This window comes from Paenibacillus naphthalenovorans (genome assembly GCF_001465255.1).
Taxonomy (GTDB): Bacteria; Bacillota; Bacilli; order Paenibacillales; family NBRC-103111; genus Paenibacillus_G; species Paenibacillus_G naphthalenovorans.
In genome coordinates this window covers 1,700,690-1,721,147 of the sequence record NZ_CP013652.1, presented here as the reverse complement: position 1 = coordinate 1,721,147, position 20,458 = coordinate 1,700,690, and the positions used below count along the sequence as shown (strand labels likewise).

Sequence of the window (20,458 nt, the reverse complement as noted above, 5' to 3'; positions counted from 1 at the left end):
TGTTTCGTTCATCGGCTGAATATTGTATGCTAATAATATTATGATCTGCGGAGGGAGAACGAAACGAAAGTGAGGCTGCAAACCAAGCTCATCGTACTCATCTGTTCGCTGCTGTTCACGGTGCTTGTTCTTTTAAGCGTCGTTATTGAATATATGGTGACTTCCTTGTTGAAGGATCAAATCGGCACAAGAGCCTTAAAGGTAGCCGAATCGGTGGCCTCGATTCCGGAAATCAGATATGCTTTCGACTTGCCGGATCCGTCATCCGTCATTCAGCCGATAGCGGAGGACATTCGCTCCAAAACAGGGGCTGAATTCATCGTCATCGGCAACCGAGATGGAATACGCTATTCCCATCCGTACCCCGACCGGATCGGCAAGGAAATGGTCGGGGGAGATAACGGGCCGGTGCTGCAGGGGATGTCGATCATTTCTGAAGCCGAAGGCTCGCTTGGCCCTTCGCTGCGGGGCAAAGTACCGATTCACTCCGACAATGGAGATGTGATCGGCATCGTTTCTATCGGTTTTATGATCGATGATATTAATCAATGGGATGACGTCTACCAGCGACAGATTTTTATCATCGCTCTTGGCGCGTTGCTGGTTGCGCTAATTGGGGCGGTGATGATCGCCAGAGGGGTCCGCCGTTCCATTCACGGATTGGAGCCGGAAGAAATCGGCGCTCTTTATATGGAGAAGAAAGCGATACTCGAATCGATCCGCGAGGCGCTGCTGGCGATAGACAGCAGCGGGCGGATCACCATGGCCAACCAGCAGACACTGCACATCCTTGGTCTGAAGGACGATGCAGAATTGCTGGGAAAACCGATTCAGGACGTCGTACCGACCACCCGGCTGCTGGAGGTCATCCGGACGGGGCAATCCCATTTTGACGAAATGATGCTGATCAACGGACAAGAGGTTGTAGTCAACAGAGTTCCTGTCTTCAACCGGAAACAGGAGGTCATAGGTGCTGTGGCCAGCTTCCGGAATAAGTCCGAATTGTTTCGTTTGGCTGAAGAGCTATCTCAGGTCAAACGATTTGCAGAAGGACTGAGGGCGCAAACGCACGAATATTCCAATAAGCTTTATGTCATCTCGGGTTTGATTCAGCTCGAATCGTATCAAGAGGCCGTTGAGATGATCTCAAGAGAATCCGACGTCCATCAAAACCTGATTCAGTTCATCATGCGTGAAATTCCCGACCCGGTCATTGGCGGACTTCTCATCGGCAAATATAACCGGGCGCAAGAGTTGAAAATTCAATTTGAAATCGACCGGGAGAGTTCTTTCAGGGATGTACCCGGATGGATTGACAAGGATCTGCTGGTAACCATCATCGGGAATCTGGCGGACAATGCCATGGAAGCTCATCTTGAGCATTCGATCGACGATGAGAAAAAAATCACCCTATTTTTGAGTGATCTGGGTGATGATTTAATGATCGAATGTGAAGATAACGGGCCGGGAATCCCGCCGCATTGGTCCGACAGCATATTTGAGAGGGGAGTATCCAGCAAAGAGGGCGAGCACAGGGGCATTGGACTTTCCTTGGTGAAGCACGCTGTGCAAAGGCTTGGAGGAACGATACAGCATGAGCCGTCCGCAGATCACGGAACGATTTTTTTCGTCGTTATTCCTAAACGGAACCCCAATGCAGTCCCCGCAGGCACAGCTTTCGTTACGAAGGAGTGATTTTGGATGGAGAATGAGATGGAGGGACGGTTTCCGATTCAAGTCCTGATTATTGAGGACGATGAACGCATTGCGGAAATCAACCGGCGCTTTGTCGAGAAGATCGAGGGATTCTCCGTCATCGGAATGGCTACCGATGAGACGCAGGTGGTAGAAATGCTGCAGGTATTGGAGCCGGATCTGGTGCTGCTCGATATTTATTTTCCCGAAACAAACGGACTCGAGATTCTCCGGATGATCGGACAAGAATTCAGACAAACGGATGTGATTATGATCACCGCGGCCAAGGAAGTAGATGCCGTTCGGGAAGCGATCCGTGGGGGCGTTTTTGATTATATCATGAAGCCTGTTCTGTTTAACCGGATGCGGGAAACCCTGCTGCGTTACCAGACCTTTTACCATACGATCCGTCAGCTTCGGCGGAAAAACGCCCATATCAGTCAGGACGAGATCGATCGCCTGCTTCAAGGCCCGGGGAAAAAAGAAGCACAGGTGGTCGGCGTTTCCCTTCCGAAAGGGATCGACAAGCTTACGCTGGATAAAATCATCGGAGCGATAGCCGAGGCCGACGCACCTTTAACCGCTGAACAAACGGCAAAACTGGTTGGCGTAAGCAGGTCCACCGCCCGTCGATATCTTGAGCATTTGGTTGTCGAAAATAAGCTGAGAGCGGACCTGTCCTACGGAGACGTCGGGCGACCGGAGCGAGTCTATCGAAAGTCTATAAATTAATTACATTAATCATTTATGACAATAAGTATTTTTTCGTCAAAATGGAAAGCAATTGTATGCCGGTTGAAGAGATCGGTCCCGTTCATTGATGTCGCGCAGCACCAGCCGTAGAATGCGCACGTCGGGATCTAGTCGTTTCGGCAAAACGAGCCGTTCGCCCGTTTTGCCGAAAGGAACTGTCCACAGGGGTTAGTACTAACATCCCGTTTTGTGGTATGCTAGTTTCATGGCATTATCCAGTATCTTATTCATACGTTCAGGCGATTCCGCAGCAGAAATACGAGGAGGAAGGAACGATGAACGAAAACTTTATTAAGATCAAGGCGCTCGAGGGCGACCTGAAGCTATCCCACAAGAAGCGCGATTTCGGTCTAACGGTATCCACCAAGGAATTGATTTTTCAAAAGCCTCATGCGAATTACCATATTATGCTGGAGGATATCATCAGCATCACTCCGTTTGAACTCCCTGCGGGCTCCCGTCCGGTTCGGCTAAGCACCAGCAAGTCTGTCGGAAGCGAGACCGTAAATACTCAGTCAGGCATGCAGCATTACCGGGTGTATGTAAGAGAAGCGGTGCTGCATAACCGCAGCGGCATCTTCAAGCTGGGCTCGTCCCAATTTATTCTGCCCATTCTGCACGATTTGGTGATAGCCATATCCAAGTACGGCGGATTGGAACCCATCTCGTAATATGGTTTAAATACCAAATACCCTGCAAAGGCATGGCTGCCGCTGCAGGGTATTTTCTTTATTCGGAATTTATTCGCTTGATTCGTTCATCAGCTTCAGCTTTTCCAGCAGTTTAAAGAAGAGGCTGATCAGAATGGCCAGGACAGTCGCGAGCGCCATCCCTTTGAGCGAAAAACTGCCGATCGTCAGGGTGGCTCCGCTGATTCCGATCACAAGGACAATGCTCGTCAAAATCAGATTGCTGGCTTTGGAGTAATCCACTTTGGTTTCGACCAGCATTCGAACTCCGGAGGCCGCGATGACGCCGAACAAGAGGAGAGATACGCCGCCCATGACCGGAACGGGGATGGTACGGATGATTTCGGTGAGCTTGCCGAAAAACGAAAGAATAATGGCAATGACCGCAGCTCCTCCAATTACCCAAGTAGAGTATACGCGGGATATGGCCAAAACGCCGATATTCTCGCCGTATGTCGTATTCGGTGTGGAGCCGACGAAGCCGGAGAGGATCGTCGAAATCCCGTTGCCGAGCAAGGAACGATCCAGTCCCGGGTCTTTCGATAAGTCTTTTCCGACGATGTTGCCGGTCACAATCAGATGCCCAATATGCTCTGCTATAACGACAAGCGCGGCCGGTGCAATAATGATGATGGCCGAGAGGTTAAACTGCGGGAAATAAAAGTGCGGCGCTGCAACGATATCCGCTTCCGCAACTGCTCCAAATTGAACAAAGCCCATAAACCAAGCGAGAATGTAGCCGCAGATAATGCCAACAAGAATCGGAATGATCTTCAGAAAGCCCCGGAATACAACGGAGCCTACAATCGTAATGAGCAATGTGAAGGAAGAGACGATGATCGCTTTAGGATCAGGCGACCATTCCGCAACATCAGCCGGTTTGATGAAGCCTGCCATTTCGGCAGCTACCGGTACCAGCTCCAGTCCGATAACGGTGACGATGGCACCCATGGCTGCAGGCGGAAAAACGATGTCCAACCAGCGGGTTCCCACTCTGCTGATCAATAAAGCAACCAAGGTGAAAATAATCCCGGATGCAATAAATCCTCCAAGAGCCGCTTCATAAGGCAGCCCCGCTGACAAAACAGCAAATACAGGAGACAAATAGGCAAAACTGGAGCCGAGATAGGCCGGTATTTTCCCTTTGCAAAGCCAAAGATACAGCAATGTTCCGATTCCGTTCATCAGCAGTATCGTGGCCGGGTCCACTTCAAACAGGAAGGGGACAAGCACGGTTGCGCCGAACATGGCGAATAAATGCTGGAGACTGAGCGGCAAGCTCTGCAGCAGCGGAAGGCGCTCATGAACCCCGATTTGTTTAGGTTGCTTCAAAACAATACACTCCTTGACGGTCCAGGTTAATGTACAAACACCTCAACTATCTTATCAAATTTCGGCCAAAATGCCATCCTTTTTTTGCACCTTGGCACTCCAAGGCTGTAATTAGCGGTTCATTCTCTTTATGGGTTGAAAATCGATCCGATATTCGACGTTAATCTTCATTCTGGGCCAATAAGAAGACCATTCTTTATTGCTTATAGGCCGGGAAAAGGGACGAAGGGTAAGTTTCCCCACCCCTATAGGGTCAACATTCCATTTTTGTAATTTATTCAGAAACATGATCGTATGCTTTTCCAAAAAAGTCTCTATCTCTTCATTAAGGCTCAAATAGTCTTCCGTTATAGACATATTTTTGTCCCCGCGGTATTCTTCGATTCTTCCTTGCAGATTCACCTGGATGGACATGGCCGAGAAATCCTTATTAAAATGAATTTGTGTTTTGGAGCGAACCTGACCTATACTTACAGCTAAATCGGGTATAGAAAGGTTTTTGAGGTAATAATCGTTGCTGATCAATTGAAAAATTTGATCATTTAGCTTGTCGATGCTTCCTACAAGTTTGTCCTCTTGAAAAAAAGCTGTTCCTTTATATATGAAATTGTCTTTACCAACCTTGAATACAGGCAGGAAAGGATCCGTGTAGGGAGAGTACAGTCGATTTTTGAATTCATGTAAATTCACGATGCTCATTTCACCTTGATGCCTATTCTCGTAATGCTTGAACATGCGATAAAGAAAAAAATCAAGGTGGGCTTGCTTGCTTATCTGGCCCTTGATGTAGTCTTCAAAACTTCCCTCTACTACGGCCACATAAAGGCGTTGAGAAATATCGGGATCGTTTAACAATGTATCTATAAGGGTGAGGGTTCCTTTTTTGGCAAGATTTTTATTGATTAATACCATCCGAAGCTGACCGGATTTAAACTCCCGATAATAAATTAAATTAAATTCCTTTCCCCCTTGCTTGAGCAGTTTCACCTGCTTACTCAGCAGACGCTTTTTTTCATTGATTAACGGAGGAACCAATGTACTGATTTTTAGCATTCCTTCTTCACCTTCATTGAAAGACCAAAAAACCACAGGGGCTATTTCTTCAATCGTATTGTTCTCTACAAACGGTGAACATCCCGTTGTGAACAAAAGGGCTATTAGCAAACACCTCTTGATCCAAATCATACTTAGACACGCCCCTTTAATTTGCCGGCAACCACAAGGATGGCCGGAACCAGTAAGTAGGATAATGCACTCAAGCATACCTCCAGGATGAGTCCGATGCTATGCTCGATTCCTTCCTGCCAGAATGACACATTGGCGATGAGCAAACATAGACAAATGAACATACAACTAGCATAAAAGCCCGTTCGGGTAGGCGGCTTATCCTGCTTCCCGAGCATGATTCGGGTAGCTCCGTAAAAAAAGAGAATAAAGATGGCAGCGACGAATACGAAATGAAAGAGGTTAAAGGAAATCAAAATCATATCGATCCGCTCAAACACAGGGGATTCCAGATAACGGATCATATTCACTACCGGAAACTCACTTTTGCTCAAATAATTGGAGCCATAAAAAAATAAAGCGGCTGCAAATATAATGACATATTCCAGAACGGAAAGCGCATTCGCGGCGAATACATATCTAAACAGCTTAGGGCCTTTGTCCAGCCATGGAAGCAAACAAACCAAGTATTCGGGACCTGACAAAGCCGACCATATGAACAACAAGCCTTTCCAGGAGTCCATGGACCAGTTTGTCGGTATGAGGGGATATAGATCGTAAAGCGAAGCAACCGGCGGTATGAAAAAAGGAACAAAAAATAAAATGATCCAAAATGAAGCTAGAAAAGTGATCACAACAAATCGTATTACTTTTTCCATTCCCGTAACGGCTAAATAGCAGCTAATGGAAAAAGCAAATAATATCAACCAATATATGTTCATAGAGGGGAAAACGAAATAATGGATCACTTCCACATAACTCAGTGTGATCACCGTAATTTTGACTAGAATGAGAACCCAGCCGACCAAAGCAAACATACGAACCGTCCGTTCGCCAAAAAGCTGAACAAAGCCGTGATAATCCTTTGGAGACGTATCCGAGGAGAACCATTTGGAAAGAAGGGTCAGATTGATTTGTGATAATATCCCCATGACAATGATCCCCCAAATCATATAGGAATGAATCAAATACATGGGAAGCATTAAAGCAAAGTAAAGCAGCTGCAACCGGTTTACGATAAGCATGGCATATATACCGCCATTGGCGGACGATTTTTCAAATATGGAAAATTCTCTCAAATGATCATCTCCTCCGCCAATATCGCCGTTTATCCAAAGGCTTCAACGAATCAGGACGGGTTTTCATATATGGCAAGGGCCCTCGAATAAAAAGATCCATCCATTCTCCCGCGTGAAATGGAGCTACAGGTGAAAAGTAAGGTTGTTTAAGTGAAGTAAGCCCATTCAGATGGATAAGTAATGCGATGAACCCTATCGCTATTCCAAAAATCCCGAGAAAAGCTGAAAGCACAAGTAAAATAAACTGGATGAGCGTGTTTGATTTGGTCATCAGATAATTGGGAACCAAAAAAGAAGCAATCGACGAAATCCCGACTAACACGATTAACACTTTACTGGCGAATCCCGCTTGTACTGCGGCTTGTCCTATCACGATACCTCCAATGACTCCCAAGGTCTGACCCGATTTCGTCGGCATCCGCAAGCTGGCCTCTTTGATGATCTCCAGGGTGATCAGCATCAGAAACGATTCCCAAAAGGGGGTAAACGGCAATTTACTTCTGGACTCCAGCAGAACGAAAAGAATTTGCAGCGGCAGCATCTGATAATGATGGGTAGATAACGCCACATAGAGCGGGATCAATGTGATGGCTAGAAAAAAGCTCAAATATCGGATGCACCGAAAAAAGCTGGCCACCATCCAGCGGTTGATATAATCCTCGGGGGATTGAAAAAGATGAAAAAAAGTAATGGGCGCGATAATCGCAAACGGTGTATTGTCTACCAGGATAATCAATTTGCCAAGCCCTAAAGAATAAACGCATGCATCCGGCCTGTCGGTTTGCATATACTGCGGAAAGACGCTGTGCGTATGATCATCCATGAAAGCGGTCACGTTGGATGACTCAAGGATCAAATCAAAATCGATATTGGATAATTTACTTCTTGTAGTGGAAATAAATTCAGGATTGGTCAAACCTTCAACATAGATCATAACGATCTTTGTTTTACTTAGATAACCTATGGAAAACATCTCTGTCTTTAGTTTTGCTATGGGCATGCGTCTGCGAAGCATGGTGATATTTTGCTCTATTTGTTCGCTGAAGCTATCTTTTGGACCATAGATAATGGTTTCCGTCTCCGAAGGCTCTATAGCTCGACTTAACGGATTCTGAAGAGGAACAGACCACCATTGATTAATGGATGAATCATGTACAAGGACGAAACCTTGTAAAAGCAGATTATGCGCCTCGAGTAACATACCTACAGCCGACGCATTGATGTCTGCAATACAATCATAGACTGTCTCCTGGGAACAACGATAGATCGGTTCGATAATGGCTTCATTCAAACGCCCTTGGTCGATCAACGTTCTTATGTATACAATATCTACCTTCTGGTCTCGGGTTGTTTGCCGTTCAATGAATTCAGCATCATACATGTTAGCCAGCATTTGTCTTAAGGCATCGATGGTTAGAACCGTTTCCTGAAGATCGTCAGGTTGCTCATGAACGTTTCTGCCCGCAGCCCTTTTCCAAAATTTGAACATAGCATCTCACCTAAAAAATTTATTGTCTATCCATTTATGTGAAGATTATTTCATTTACCGGATTTATTATGAACCGTTGGACTTCATTTCATCCAAAGCAAAAATTACGCATCAATGAATAGAGCAATCCTTTCATTTTCCAACGTTAATTTTTTTATAAATGGAAAGTCGTTATTTCGAAAAGAATCCAATGAGAACCGGTTTTTGAACAAATAGGACACAAAGACCAAAATGACCAAAAGAACCAATATGGTCGAAAGATTGTATTCTTTCTTTAATCCCACTATGATGAGTCTATAACTGAAAACGCTTACTGTAAGCGATTTTCTTTATAAAATGTATAGGGGGAATTCCATGTGAAGAAAAAATCGTTTGGCGGTATTCTGGCAACGGCTTTATTGGCGGTAGCTGTAGCCGGGTGCGGCTCGGCCCCAGCCTCGAAAGGCCCTTCGGGCGGTGGTGCTGCTGCACCTGTTAAAGAAGAACCGAAATACCCAACGAAGCAAATTGAAATCACCGTACCCTTTGCGGCTGGCGGAGGAACGGATATTTTCGCAAGAGCCATGAGTGATTATTTGAGCAAGGAATGGGGCCAGCCGGTGATTGTCGTTAACAAACCGGGTGCAGGTGGTGCAACAGGCACTCAAGCGGTTTTGAAGCAAGGATCGAAGGACGGATATTCCGTAGTGACTCAGAGCGTTTCCGCTGTAACGGGATTATTGGCAGGTGTTCCGAACTTGCCGTTCACAATTGATGATTATCAGTTTATTGCGAAAACGACCAATGACCCGCTGGCTTTTGTCGTGAAGGCCGACGCTCCCTGGAACACAATTGAAGAGCTGAATGACTGGGTCAAGAAAAATCCGGACAAGCTTACCTTTGCAAGCAATGGTCCTACGGCCATCGCAACCTTCGGCGTCATCCAGTGGCTGGATAGCATCGGCGGAGATTTTTCCAAAGCTAAGCTGATCGTCACCAATGGCGCCGGCGATGCGCTTCCCAAGGTTGCCGGCGGGCACATCACCCTTGGCGTTCAAGGGGTAAGTGAAGTCAATAATCTGGTTAAGGCAGGCAAGCTGAAAATACTGGCTATCGCCTCGGATAAACGCAGCGAATTCTTCCCGGATGCTCCGACTATGGAGGAAAAAGGGATAAAGGGAATCACCGCATCGTTCTGGGTAGGGGTTGCTATGCCGAAAGGCGTTCCGGATTATGTTGTGAAGAAATGGGAAACCACCATTGAAAAAATGCAGCAGGACCCTGCGTTCCAGGAAAAGCTGAAGTCGATGAGCGTTCAAGGCGCATATTTGAATGCTGCTGATTATGAAAAATACGTAAAAGAAGAAACGGAACTCTTCACGAAAATTGTAAAAGATAAGGGACTCATCAAGTAATCGATAGGAAAAACAATCTCCTCCTTTTGTTGGTAAACCGACAGAAGGAGGAGATTGCAAGGTAACGGGTCAAATCCAAACAGAAGGGGGAGAGTACATGCTGTCTGATCGTGTTGGGGGCATCATCAGCATTATATTCGGGAGCATCGCAATGTCGGAAGCGATTCGCTTGTTTCCGGCACGAATGGATACATTCGTCGGGGATCATACGATGCCGGGGATTGTTGGCGGCGCATTAATCTTGTTAGGTCTGCTGTTGGTTTTCTTTGTAAAGGGTGAAAGCTTTAAGGTAGAATTTCCGGACCGTGTGATCATGAAAAGCATGCTTCTCGCCTTAGGTTTATTGTTCGCTTATTGGTTTGCCATTCAATATTTGGGCTATGTGATCAGTACTTTATTGGTTTCTATCGGTTTGTTTAAAGTGCTTGGTTTTTTCAGTTTGGCCAAATCGGCGATTTACGCAACGATTTTAACTACGATTTTTTATTTCCTTTTCATTTTTTGGCTCGGAATGCCATTCCCGACGGGAATATTCAATATATAAAGAAGGGGTGAAACATGAACAATGGAAGCATTAAACATGCTTTTACACGGATTTGCAGAAGCGGTTACACCCCTTAACCTTGCGATGGCCATATTGGGCGCACTTGTAGGAACGTTAGTCGGGATGCTGCCGGGTCTCGGACCTACTTCCGCCATCGCCATTTTGCTGCCTTTAACAACGGTGCTCGGCCCGGTAGAAGGAATTATCATGTTAGCGGGAATCTATTATGGAGCCATGTATGGCGGCTCAACGACGGCGATTCTGCTTAACATTCCAGGAGAGGTTTCATCGGTGCCGACCTGTTTGGACGGTTATCCGCTGGCCAAGCAGGGAAAAGGCGGTCCGGCGCTCGGCATCGCTGCAATCGGTTCTTTCGTGGCCGGAACCATGGGGGTGATCGGACTTGTCTTCTTTGCTCCGATCCTTGCAGACCAGGCGTTAAAGTTCGGTCCGCCGGAATATTTTGCATTGATGTTGTTGGCGCTTACGGTCATTGTAAACTTGGCGGGCAATTCCATTATTAAGGGATTAATCATGGGACTCTTCGGTTATTTGTTCTCCATGGGGGGAATGGGGCCTTCCGGAGGTCAGATGCGGTTTACGTTTGGAAGCGATACGTTATCGGCTGGCATTGATATGATCAGCGTCATTATCGGGCTATTCGCCATCACCGAGGTCATTAAGGGGATGGAAGAAAGGAGCGGCGCCATTGCTCCGGGCAAAATCGGCAGCGTATATCCGAGTTTTGCGGACCTGAAGAAAAGTTACAAAGCGATGTTCCGGGGAGGATTTATCGGTTTTGTCCTCGGCTTATTACCCGGATGCTCCACTGCGGTTACGACCTTTCTGGCTTATGACGTAGAAAAGAAAGTGTCCAAGCACCCGGAACAATTCGGCAAAGGGGCGATTGAAGGGGTGGCAGCACCGGAGTCGGCCAACAATGCGACCAGCTCTTCCGGCTTTATCCCGCTTTTTGCTCTGGGTATTCCCAGTTCTCCGCCGCTTGCCGTTCTGCTCGCCGGCTTGATGATCTACGGACTTCAGCCGGGGCCGGTTTTGTTCGAACAAAGCGGAGGCTTCGTTTGGACGATTATCGCGAGTATGTTTATCGGTAATGTGATGCTGCTTGTACTCAATTTGCCGTTAGTTGGATTATGGGCAAAACTGACTACCGTACCATACGGTGTGATGGCTCCTGTTATCCTCGTATTAAGTATTATTGGGGCTTATACGGTAAGAAACAGTTTGTTCGATGTGTTCATGGCATTAGTTTTCGGCGCAGTCGGATACTTCTTGCAAAAATACCGTTGGCCGGTGGTTCCTCTGATCTTATGCTTTATTCTTGGGCCGATGTTCGAGCAGTCCTTTGTTCAATCCATGTCGATGTCGTCAGGCGATTTCTCCATTTTCTTTACACGTCCGATATCGTTGAGCATTCTGATCATGGCGTTCGTACTTCTCTTTGTTTCGCTGATCCTGATCCGGCGTACCAAACAACGGGTAAAAGCCGCGGTCGGTTCTGAGGTGGATATTTCCGGATAGATCTGCACAAATATAATAAACTTCAAAAAAAGGGAATTCGCTACCTGAAGGACTTGGTTATCCAATTGATTTAACCATCTCAAGAAGGTTGAATTCCCATTTTTTTTGAGTTAAACAGGATGGTGCCTAATGTTCAAAAAAGCATGGAGTTCACTCATCTCATTGGATCGGAATAACCGTAAGCAGACGTTCGTTATAACGAAGAAAAACCCGATGAAATCGGTCGGTATGAAATTGTTTTTGATTTTTTTTGCCAGCGTTGTCGTTTTGGTTGTCGCCATGGGAGCGTCATCCTATTTTATTTCCAAAAACGTGATTCAGGAAAAGGTAGCGGATGCGTCGTTACAGACGATTGTTCAAACCAGCCGCAAGCTCGATATTTTGTACAATTCGTTTGAGGATATTTTCAAACAGGCATTGTCCGACAGCGATTTAAAATTACTCATTCTCAAGTATTATTCGGCGCCTGAAGGTTCTTTCGATCAGATGGAAATCGGCAGCCAAATCATAGCACAGATATCCGCTTTATCCAACGCCGATACGATGTATGCCATCAGTCTGCTTGACAAGAACGGAAAAGCGATCGTTACAACAGGGAACCCGCCGAATACGGAGGTTACCGATACGGATTGGTTTAAAAAAGTATCGTCTGCCGCTGAGGGCGTTCCGGTTTGGCTGGAAACCCGAAACGACGGTTTTTTCGGAACACAAGGGGTGAAATCCTTTGCGCTAGCCGGTATCCTGCCGGATATTTCAGGCGGTCAGGATCATGCGATAGTGCTGTTTGAATACAAGTACAGCGTATTTCAGAATGAAATGAATGACGTGAAGATGGGGGAAACCGGATTCGCTGCGATTGTCAGCCCGGATCACCGAATGGTGTATGATCCTAATGAAGAGCTTGTAGGTTCCGGTTCCAAGGTGGCCGTCAATTTGGATCAGGCTCAATATTCCGATATTGTGGTTGATCCGTCGGGCGAAAGTCAGCTCGTTGTATATCAGCAGTCGTCAAAAACAGGCTGGTATACGCTTGGAAGCGTTCCGATGAATGAATTGTTGGCGGAAACCAAAAAAATCTCCGGAATAACGGTTTTGATGACATTGATTGCGGCATTGGTGGCTTGCGGCATCGGGTATCTGGTTGTTCGGATCATTGCCCGTCCGTTGGTCGAACTCCGAAACCTGATGAAGGAAGGGGAACGGGGAAATCTTGTCGTTCGCTGTACAGTGAACAGCCGGGATGAAATCGGCGAGCTTGCACAAAGCTTTAACCAGATGATGGAACAAATCACGTTATTGGTCCAGCAAACGAATCGCTCCGCCCAAGAGGTGTTGTCCACCTCAAGCGAACTTTCAGAGGCTGCCAGGAAAACGGCGGCATCGGCCAAAGAAATTGCCGTGGCTACAGAAGAAATCGCCGGTGGAGCCGGCAGCTTAGCGGTCGAGGCCGAACGCGGAAGCGACATCATGCAAACGATCGGCAAGCAAATGGAGCAGGTTGTTGAGGTTAATAAAGATATGGTCAACTCAGCGACACAGGTGCAGCAAGCTAGTAAACAAGGAACGGAATATATGGTCGAGCTGATCTCCAAGACGAACTCTACCGAACAAATGACTCGTTCCCTGATTGAAAAAGTGGATCATTTAAAGGAAAGCACGCGTTCCATTCGAAAAATATTGGATGTATTACATAATGTAACCAAGCAAACCAACATCTTGTCGCTCAATGCTGCGATTGAAGCGGCAAGAGCCGGAGCCGCAGGCAAGGGATTCATGGTCGTGGCTGACGAAATCCGCAAGCTGGCGGATCAATCCAAACAATCCATCGACGTGGTAGGGCAGATTATCGAGACGATTCAAAGCGAAATCGATGAGACGGTATCGGTGCTGTCGACCGCTTATCCGTTGTTCCAAGAACAGATCGCATCCGTCAAGGAAGCGGATACGCTGTTCAATCAGGTGCAGGAGCACATGGACGGCTTTGTTCAGAAGCTGACGGACGTATCTTTATCGATCAACCGATTGGATGAATCGCAATACGCGCTCAGCGCTGCGATTCATAATGTCAGTGCTGTAGCAGAGCAGTCGTCGGCAACGACGGAAGAGGTCGCTTCACTCAGTCATGGGCAGACCCATATCAGCGAGGAACTCGTCAGGTTGTCCGAGAAGCTTGAGAGCTTGTCCGATTCATTGGAGGCGGCTTTAACGAAATTCCGGGTTTAAGGGCTCCTGAGCATGCGAAGCCGGGAGGTTCATGGGATTCAGACATTGACTTCGCTGAGGGCATTCATTACATTTATACCTATACTGATGCCGACAGAAAAAGAAGGTGAAATGAATGGAGTCCTATTCCGTCGAGAAGCCCATGCCCTATTATGATCAACTGTACCATGCGATCAAAAAAATGATTTTTGACGGTATATACAAACCGGGAGACCGAATTGTGGAGTCCAGGCTGGCCAAGGAAATGAATGTCAGCAGAAGTCCGATCCGGGAAGCGATCCGGGCCCTGGAAAAAGAAGGGTTGGTCATCATTGACGACAAATCGCGGATCATCGTTTATAAGCCGACGGTAAAGGACGTTGAGGATATTTATCAATGCCGTATGGCGCTTGAGGCGCTTGCTGTCCGTGTGGCTGTTCAAAAAGCGACGGATGAGGAATTGAAGCAGATCGAAGAGACGCTGAGGTTAACCAAATCAAAAATTGAACAGCCCCATGGATACGATAAGGACGAAGTGATCCGGTTAAACGAACAATACCATCATCTGATTATCCGGTTCAGCCGGAATGACCGTTTACAAAAACAATTAAACGACTTGAGATCCTTGATGTTTCTATACCGGATCATGAATTTCCAGGGCGAAGCCCGCGATTGGACGATTTATAACCAGCACGCGGAAATCTATGAGTATATGAAGCAGCGTAACGAAGAAGAAGCGTCAAGCGCCATGATACGCCACTTGACGGCCGATTATCAGCATTTGATTCAAGTTCTCGGGCATTCCGGCGGACCGCTTTAAAAAAAAACACGATCCGATTCAAAAAAAGATTCATAAATCAAATCGGATCTGTTATACTATAATTGTTTACTGTCGACAGTCTACAAATTTAGAGAGAGGAGGATAAATCAATGTCCTATCGGTTGATTTCTTTCGATGTATACTCGGCTTTGGCTAATATTGAAGGGAGTCTGATTCCCGAGCTCACAAAGGAAATTGGTTCAAATAAGCTTGATACGACGGCGTTTTTTCGGACGTGGCGTACCCGGCAGTGGGATTATTTATTGCTTAACAATTCGTTGGATACGGGATATTTAAGCTATGATACCATCACCCTCCGCGCATTGGACTACACAGCCAAGCGTTTCGGCATTCAGCTGGCCGATGAAGCGAGAGAACGATTGTTACTGGCTTGGACGAGACTGCGCCTTTGGCCGGAGGCGGCGGAGGTCCTGTCCGAAATCCAAAATAGAGGCTACGCCATCGCCATTTTGTCCAACGGAACGGAAGCGATGCTGCAAGCGCTTCAAGAGGAGATCGGCATTCATTTTGATTACATTTTTTCTTCCGATCAGGCCGAAGCATATAAACCAAGCCCCAAAATTTATCAGCTTCCGTTTACCCGTCTCGGATTGGATAGAAGGGAATTATTGCATGTTGCGGGCTCGGTGTTTGATGTGATGGGAGCCAAATCAGCGGGGCTTACCTGCGCCTGGTCCAACCGGCTGAATGATTATACGCTTGACCCCCGTTACAGCCCGGATTATGAAATGGCTGATTTAACGGGGCTGCTTCAAATGATAAGCCCCAAGTAGGGAACTGGAGGAGATAACACATGAACATATACGATATAGCGGTGATTCCAGGCGACGGCATCGGCAAGGAGGTTGTCCCCGCGTCGTTGGAAGTGTTAAACACGGTAGCGGAAGTTCACGGGGGCTTGAAATTTAATTTTACAAGCTATCCATGGAGCTGCGATTATTACTTGGAGCACGGGAAAATGATGCCTGATAACGGGATTCAAATCCTGCAAAATTATACTGCCGTATTTCTCGGAGCGGTGGGGGATCCGCAGAGGGTTCCGGATCACGTGTCCCTTTGGGGGTTGTTGATCAAAATCCGCCGTGAATTCGAGCAGGTCATCAATATCCGCCCCGCCAAATATATAAAGGGAATTCAATCCCCCTTACACTCTCCGAACGATTTCGATCTGATCGTGGTGAGGGAAAACAGCGAGGGAGAATACAGTGAGATCGGCGGACGGATTCATAAAGGAGAGGACGAGGTAGCCATTCAAGGCGCCGTCTTTACCAGAAAAGGAACGGAACGGGCCATTCGGTACGGCTTCAAATTGGCTGAGCAAAGAAAAGGCCGTGTCACCAGCGCAACCAAATCCAATGGCATCGTGCATTCGATGCCGTTCTGGGACGACGTGTTTAACGAAGTAAGGAAGGATTATCCCGGCATCGAGACGTCATCCTGCCATATTGATGCCTTGGCAGCATTCTTTGTCACCCGCCCGCACACGTTCGATGTCATTGTGGCAAGCAATCTGTTCGGGGATATTCTCACCGATCTGGGAGCGGCCATCATGGGCAGCATCGGCATCGCGCCGGCAGCCAATATTAACATCAACGGGAAATATCCATCCATGTTCGAGCCCGTACACGGTTCCGCACCCGATATTGTCGGCAAGGGGATTGCTAACCCCATAGGTCAAATCTGGACGGCGAAGATGATGCTGGATCACTTGGGCGAAGTCGAGGCCGGACGCAAAATGCTTGAAGTTATGGAAAGCGTCATTCAGGATGGCATCAAAACTCCGGATATCGGGGGCACATCGTCGACGACCGAAGTGGTTCAGGAAATTTGCCGCCGGCTTAAGACATTGTAATCGGTAAAAAACAGAGGCACAGCTGGTGCTTCTGTTTTTATTTTTCGCCTTTATAACCACTGCTTGAGAAAGTTCATAAAGGTTTGGCATGCTTTCGATAAGTACGTATCCTTGTTCCATGAAGCCCCCAAATGCAGATATACCGGCGGATCGAGTGAGACGGGAACCAGAGATTGATCGTCGTGCTTAATGACCATACGCAAAAACAAAGTGATTCCAAAGCCCTCGGATACCAGGGATTTGATCAGGGACAATTGATTGGTTGAGAAGGTGATATTCGGTGGGCTCGCGGCATATCGGCTTGCTTCCATAATCAATTCACGCTGGAGATAACCTTCTTTGAATAAAACCAGGGGCTCGCTCAAAATCTCCTGAAGGCGCAAGGACGAACGCTCCGCCAGAGGATGACCGGCCGGCAGACAAACCACCATTTCCTCCCTTAACAAAGGGATGACCTCGTGATGCTCCTGCTGGTGGTCGCCGAGAACACTAATTCCAATGTCCACCTCTTTACGATCCAACAGCTTTTGAACTTCCAGCGTTCCTGCTTCTACTACGCTGATGGTGAGAGCAGGATATTTCTTTTTAAATTCCTTAATGATCTGGGGAAAATAATAACTGCCAAACATGGAGGGGAGACCGATGCGGATTTCCCCTTTCTCGAGTCCTCTTAATTCCTCCATTTCTTTACGGGCTTCTTCTACACGGCTGAGAATGGCCCGGGCGTGAATAAGCAGCGCGCGGCCTTCCGGGGTTAGAGCCACTGCCTTTTCCGAACGGTCGAACAGGGTGAGCTGCAATTCCTCCTCCAGTTTATGAATCGATTTGCTGATCGCCGGCTGGGCAACCAGCAGCTTCTCGGCAGCTTTGGTAAAACTGCCGGAATTCGCAATCTCTACAAAATACTGCAGCTTTTTAAAATCCATCCATGGCTCTCCTTTGCGGAATAAACTATTCCCAATAGTTATGGAAATGATGAAATTAATATATTTTATTAATAGTATGTCATCATGGTATCATCTGTAGAACAGTCATGTAAAGGAGTTTTCGTTGATGAATTATGGTACAGGAGAATATTGGAGAGCTACGGCGGCGCTAAGCCTGGGGTCCTTCCTGGTATTTGCGATCGTTTATTTGACGCAGCCGCTGTTGCCCTTATTCGTTGTTGAATTTGGATTAAGCGAATTTATGTCAAGCTTATCGCTTTCGGTGGTGGTATTTTGTATCAGTGTGGCTTTGCTGATTTACGGGCCCGTATCCGATGCGGTTGGAAGAAAACCGATCATGGTCTGGTGCATGGCAGGAGGGGTCGTCTCCACGGTTCTGACGGCCTACGTCAGCGATTACTCGGTTCTCCTCATCCTGCGCGCCGTACAGGGCTTGTTTCTTGCAGGGCTTCCGGCTTTGGCGATGGCCTATATGAGTGAAGAATTTTCACCCAAAGCATTAAGTGTTTCCATGGGTCTTTATATCGCGGCGAACAGCCTTGGAGGAATGAGCGGAAGGATTCTGAGCGGAGTGATCGCAGAGCATTGGGGATGGCGCTCGTCCTTTGCCATGATAGGATTCTTGTCGGTGGCTTTATTTGTCGCGTTTGTGTTCTTGCTTCCCCGTTCCCGCAATTTTAAGCCTTCGCCTCTGCAATGGCGCAGTGCCGCGTTGGCTATGATCAATCATCTGAAAAACCCGACGCTGAGCATCGGAATGCTGATCGGAGGCCTGCATTTTTTTGTGTTTATCGGTTCGTTTAATTATCTTACTTTCCTGCTTAGCGAGGAGCCCTTTCATCTGAGTCCTTCCCAGCTGGGCATGCTCTTTCTGGCCTATGCGGCCGGCAGCCTGGGTTCCGCGGTGTCCGGAAGATTGTCCGACCGCTGGGGCAAAAGCCGCTGTATGATGGCAGGTATCCTGATCTTTGCCTCGGGTCTTCTGCTTACGCTTGTCGGTTGGCTTCCGGTTATCCTGATCGGCCTGGTTCTGCAGTGCTTCGGATTTTTCTTTTCCCATTCCGCCTCGGCAAGCTGGGTAAATTCCCGGGCGGCCTTTGCCAAAGCAAGCGCGGCCAGTCTGTACTTATTCTTTTATTATTTGGGCGGCGGCCTGGGAAGTTTTTATTTGGGCTGGTTTTGGCATCTAAACCGTTGGCCCGGAGTGGTCGGAGGCGGAATGCTGGTCTTTATCTTGACCTTCTTCCTGACCAGAAAGCTCTATGCGGAGGAAAGCCGAAGTCTGGTTCGGGTAAACGGGATGATCACAACGAAATAAAAATTGGACAACGCCGGAAACTATGATTTAATAGAAGAGTGCAATCCTTATTTTGAAACGGTAACGGAGTGACTTTCAATGCTAGTGGATATTAAACATAGGCTCGGCGAAAAAAATATACAGGAACTGCTCTCGTATTCGGTCTTTCCCGACTCCGGTTTGTTGGAAAAGGAACTGAACGCCTATGCGAAAGAGGACAGCCGCGAGCTGTATGGATATGAAGAGGATGGCCAAATGATTGGCCTTGTCGGGTTTATTGCGCATCCGAATGGGCTTCTGGAAGTGAAGCATCTCGCTGTTCATCCGGAATATCGCGGGCAAGGCTATGGCAGAGGACAAATATTGGAGCTGATCGAGCTCAAAAAACCGCGGGAAATTCAAGCGGAAACCGATGAAGAATCGGTGGAGTTCTATAGGAATATCGGTTTTTCCATCAGAAGCCTGGGGGAAAAATTCCCCGGCGTTGAACGATTTCAATGTGTGTATGAAGTGGAATCGGATGAGTGAACAAGATGCCGCTTAGAGTAAAAAATAGGGTTAATTCGCAGCTGCTCATTGCAGCTGTTTTTCTTTGGTCAGGATTGAACCGAATGGCGCTCGGTTACGCCTATATGAATAGAAACATTTAAAGTGAGGCGAGGCATATTGGACCGAGACAACGAACAACACTTCTTCCGGTCCTGGATTGATGATGGAAGACGGAAAGATGCAGCTGCCATTTTCCTCATCCGTGTTCTTTGACACCGAGGTAAAGGAGCTGTACCTGCATATAGGAACGGTACAAGTCTCAGAGAGAGAACCCAGCGGCAGCTTTGAGCTTTCAATGAATGGAACGTTCCCCTTAACGGTTCGATATAAGAATAAGGACATCGTCATTGAGAAGGCTCGATATCATGACGGATATCTTCACTTGAAAGTGAAAAAAGGAGCCCCTCATCAAGACCGGCTGGAAGGCGTGTATTTCTTCATAAAAGAGTATAACGATCAAATTTCCCAAAACGATCAATTAATGGAGAAAGTGAACAGCAATTACAAGCGAAAGCAGCAGTCCATACCTGGATCTTTACATCCCTGCCTCCAAGCAGGATAAGTACACGATTTCTTTACAGCGCGTATACGATCCGATTGTCATCAATAAAGATTATCCCATCTCCCTAAAATAGCTGGTATAAAAAAGGAAACTTCCAGGGTAAACTACATCATGGAAAAGGAGGGAAGAAAAGCCATGGCAAAAATTGCGGTTGAGAACAGCTTGGAGGATGTAAAGAATGCCCTGCAGCAAAACGGGCACGAGGTTGTTTCCATAGACAGCGGAAATTTGCAAAATTGCGATTGCTGCGTCATTTCCGGTCAGGATAAGAACGTGATGGGAATCAGTGAAACCGTTACTCAAGCGTCGGTGATTAACGCCCGAGGCATGACAGCCGATGAAATTGTACAAAGAGTAAACCAAAGCTTGAGCTAGAGTCTATACCATTCCTTACGCCCGCTGCCAGCGGGTTTTTTTGTTTGGATAACTATTCGGGACCTAACGTTATCTATCAATTATTGAAAAAT

General features: G+C 47.1%; 19 protein-coding genes. 14 read left to right on the top strand and 5 right to left on the bottom strand.

Going from position 1 to position 20,458, the window contains the following annotated elements:
• Positions 1-69 precede the first annotated feature (69 nt).
• From IJ22_RS08265 to IJ22_RS08255, 3 genes are all read left to right on the top strand, one after another.
• Positions 70-1,695, top strand: coding sequence for an ATP-binding protein (locus IJ22_RS08265; RefSeq protein WP_062408405.1), 1,626 nt, complete (start codon positions 70-72; stop codon positions 1,693-1,695).
• Positions 1,696-1,701: 6 nt separating this feature from the next.
• The gene (locus IJ22_RS08260) at positions 1,702-2,427 is read left to right on the top strand and encodes a response regulator (protein WP_082660742.1); all 726 of its coding nucleotides are present in this window, start codon (positions 1,702-1,704) and stop codon (positions 2,425-2,427) included.
• Positions 2,428-2,723: 296 nt separating this feature from the next.
• Positions 2,724-3,119 carry a hypothetical protein gene (locus IJ22_RS08255; protein ID WP_062408404.1) on the top strand — a complete coding sequence of 132 codons (396 nt, stop codon included), beginning with the start codon at positions 2,724-2,726 and terminating at the stop codon, positions 3,117-3,119.
• A gap of 69 nt (positions 3,120-3,188) precedes the next feature.
• Here the strand turns inward: IJ22_RS08255 and uraA are convergent, their stop codons facing one another.
• The 4 genes from uraA to IJ22_RS08235 form a co-directional block, all read right to left on the bottom strand.
• Entirely contained in the window at positions 3,189-4,469 is a 1,281-nt protein-coding gene (gene uraA / locus IJ22_RS08250) for a uracil permease (RefSeq protein WP_062408403.1), read from the bottom strand.
• A 111-nt stretch (positions 4,470-4,580) separates the two neighbouring features.
• Positions 4,581-5,654, bottom strand: a complete 1,074-nt coding sequence (locus IJ22_RS08245; RefSeq protein ID WP_062408402.1) for a Ger(x)C family spore germination protein — start codon at positions 5,652-5,654, stop codon at positions 4,581-4,583.
• A 2-nt stretch (positions 5,655-5,656) separates the two neighbouring features.
• Positions 5,657-6,772, bottom strand: coding sequence for a GerAB/ArcD/ProY family transporter (locus IJ22_RS08240; protein ID WP_145862510.1), 1,116 nt, complete (start codon positions 6,770-6,772; stop codon positions 5,657-5,659).
• Between the two features lie 4 nt (positions 6,773-6,776).
• The gene (locus IJ22_RS08235; RefSeq protein WP_062408401.1) at positions 6,777-8,261 is read right to left on the bottom strand and encodes a spore germination protein; all 1,485 of its coding nucleotides are present in this window, start codon (positions 8,259-8,261) and stop codon (positions 6,777-6,779) included.
• A 356-nt stretch (positions 8,262-8,617) separates the two neighbouring features.
• On the opposite strand from IJ22_RS08235, the gene IJ22_RS08230 reads away from it, so the two are divergent.
• From IJ22_RS08230 to IJ22_RS08200, 7 genes are all read left to right on the top strand, one after another.
• Entirely contained in the window at positions 8,618-9,655 is a 1,038-nt protein-coding gene (locus tag IJ22_RS08230) for a tripartite tricarboxylate transporter substrate binding protein (RefSeq protein WP_062408400.1), read from the top strand.
• Between the two features lie 97 nt (positions 9,656-9,752).
• Positions 9,753-10,199 (top strand): tripartite tricarboxylate transporter TctB family protein, encoded by a 447-nt coding sequence (locus IJ22_RS08225; protein WP_062408399.1) that lies wholly within the window; start codon positions 9,753-9,755, stop codon positions 10,197-10,199.
• A gap of 21 nt (positions 10,200-10,220) precedes the next feature.
• Positions 10,221-11,741, top strand: a complete 1,521-nt coding sequence (locus IJ22_RS08220; RefSeq protein WP_054818413.1) for a tripartite tricarboxylate transporter permease — start codon at positions 10,221-10,223, stop codon at positions 11,739-11,741.
• A gap of 129 nt (positions 11,742-11,870) precedes the next feature.
• Positions 11,871-13,964 carry a methyl-accepting chemotaxis protein gene (locus tag IJ22_RS08215; protein ID WP_082660741.1) on the top strand — a complete coding sequence of 698 codons (2,094 nt, stop codon included), beginning with the start codon at positions 11,871-11,873 and terminating at the stop codon, positions 13,962-13,964.
• Between the two features lie 115 nt (positions 13,965-14,079).
• On the top strand, positions 14,080-14,763 hold the full coding sequence (locus IJ22_RS08210) for a GntR family transcriptional regulator (RefSeq protein WP_062408398.1): 684 nt from the start codon (positions 14,080-14,082) through the stop codon (positions 14,761-14,763).
• A 110-nt stretch (positions 14,764-14,873) separates the two neighbouring features.
• On the top strand, positions 14,874-15,557 hold the full coding sequence (locus IJ22_RS08205; protein WP_062408397.1) for a haloacid dehalogenase type II: 684 nt from the start codon (positions 14,874-14,876) through the stop codon (positions 15,555-15,557).
• A 20-nt stretch (positions 15,558-15,577) separates the two neighbouring features.
• Positions 15,578-16,636, top strand: a complete 1,059-nt coding sequence (locus IJ22_RS08200) for a tartrate dehydrogenase (protein ID WP_062408396.1) — start codon at positions 15,578-15,580, stop codon at positions 16,634-16,636.
• 50 nt (positions 16,637-16,686) lie between these two features.
• On the opposite strand, the gene IJ22_RS08195 is transcribed toward IJ22_RS08200, so the two are convergent.
• Positions 16,687-17,562, bottom strand: a complete 876-nt coding sequence (locus IJ22_RS08195; protein WP_062408395.1) for a LysR family transcriptional regulator — start codon at positions 17,560-17,562, stop codon at positions 16,687-16,689.
• Positions 17,563-17,689: 127 nt separating this feature from the next.
• Here IJ22_RS08195 and IJ22_RS08190 point away from each other — a divergent pair, with 127 nt between their 5' ends.
• From IJ22_RS08190 to IJ22_RS08175, 4 genes are all read left to right on the top strand, one after another.
• Positions 17,690-18,901: an MFS transporter gene (locus tag IJ22_RS08190; protein ID WP_062408394.1), complete on the top strand. Its 1,212-nt coding sequence runs from the start codon at positions 17,690-17,692 to the stop codon at positions 18,899-18,901.
• A gap of 78 nt (positions 18,902-18,979) precedes the next feature.
• Positions 18,980-19,408 (top strand): GNAT family N-acetyltransferase, encoded by a 429-nt coding sequence (locus tag IJ22_RS08185; protein WP_062408393.1) that lies wholly within the window; start codon positions 18,980-18,982, stop codon positions 19,406-19,408.
• Positions 19,409-19,607: 199 nt separating this feature from the next.
• Positions 19,608-19,991, top strand: a complete 384-nt coding sequence (locus IJ22_RS08180) for a hypothetical protein (RefSeq protein ID WP_062408392.1) — start codon at positions 19,608-19,610, stop codon at positions 19,989-19,991.
• Between the two features lie 135 nt (positions 19,992-20,126).
• Positions 20,127-20,366: a YkuS family protein gene (locus IJ22_RS08175; protein ID WP_054820207.1), complete on the top strand. Its 240-nt coding sequence runs from the start codon at positions 20,127-20,129 to the stop codon at positions 20,364-20,366.
• The last annotated feature ends 92 nt before the right edge of the window (positions 20,367-20,458 follow it).

What these genes read in the sequence shown, in the direction of transcription:
- IJ22_RS08260 (WP_082660742.1), top strand. Translation starts at nt 1,702, where the DNA reads ATGGAGAATGAGATGGAGGGACGGTTTCCGATTCAAGTCCTGATTATT.
- IJ22_RS08225 (WP_062408399.1), top strand. Translation starts at nt 9,753, where the DNA reads ATGCTGTCTGATCGTGTTGGGGGCATCATCAGCATTATATTCGGGAGC.
- IJ22_RS08245 (WP_062408402.1), bottom strand. Translation starts at nt 5,654, where the DNA reads ATGATTTGGATCAAGAGGTGTTTGCTAATAGCCCTTTTGTTCACAACG.
- IJ22_RS08205 (WP_062408397.1), top strand. Translation starts at nt 14,874, where the DNA reads ATGTCCTATCGGTTGATTTCTTTCGATGTATACTCGGCTTTGGCTAAT.
- IJ22_RS08185 (WP_062408393.1), top strand. Translation starts at nt 18,980, where the DNA reads ATGCTAGTGGATATTAAACATAGGCTCGGCGAAAAAAATATACAGGAA.
- IJ22_RS08220 (WP_054818413.1), top strand. Translation starts at nt 10,221, where the DNA reads ATGGAAGCATTAAACATGCTTTTACACGGATTTGCAGAAGCGGTTACA.
- IJ22_RS08215 (WP_082660741.1), top strand. Translation starts at nt 11,871, where the DNA reads ATGTTCAAAAAAGCATGGAGTTCACTCATCTCATTGGATCGGAATAAC.
- IJ22_RS08180 (WP_062408392.1), top strand. Translation starts at nt 19,608, where the DNA reads ATGCAGCTGCCATTTTCCTCATCCGTGTTCTTTGACACCGAGGTAAAG.
- IJ22_RS08210 (WP_062408398.1), top strand. Translation starts at nt 14,080, where the DNA reads ATGGAGTCCTATTCCGTCGAGAAGCCCATGCCCTATTATGATCAACTG.
- IJ22_RS08190 (WP_062408394.1), top strand. Translation starts at nt 17,690, where the DNA reads ATGAATTATGGTACAGGAGAATATTGGAGAGCTACGGCGGCGCTAAGC.
- IJ22_RS08175 (WP_054820207.1), top strand. Translation starts at nt 20,127, where the DNA reads ATGGCAAAAATTGCGGTTGAGAACAGCTTGGAGGATGTAAAGAATGCC.
- IJ22_RS08235 (WP_062408401.1), bottom strand. Translation starts at nt 8,261, where the DNA reads ATGTTCAAATTTTGGAAAAGGGCTGCGGGCAGAAACGTTCATGAGCAA.
- IJ22_RS08195 (WP_062408395.1), bottom strand. Translation starts at nt 17,562, where the DNA reads ATGGATTTTAAAAAGCTGCAGTATTTTGTAGAGATTGCGAATTCCGGC.
- IJ22_RS08200 (WP_062408396.1), top strand. Translation starts at nt 15,578, where the DNA reads ATGAACATATACGATATAGCGGTGATTCCAGGCGACGGCATCGGCAAG.
- IJ22_RS08255 (WP_062408404.1), top strand. Translation starts at nt 2,724, where the DNA reads ATGAACGAAAACTTTATTAAGATCAAGGCGCTCGAGGGCGACCTGAAG.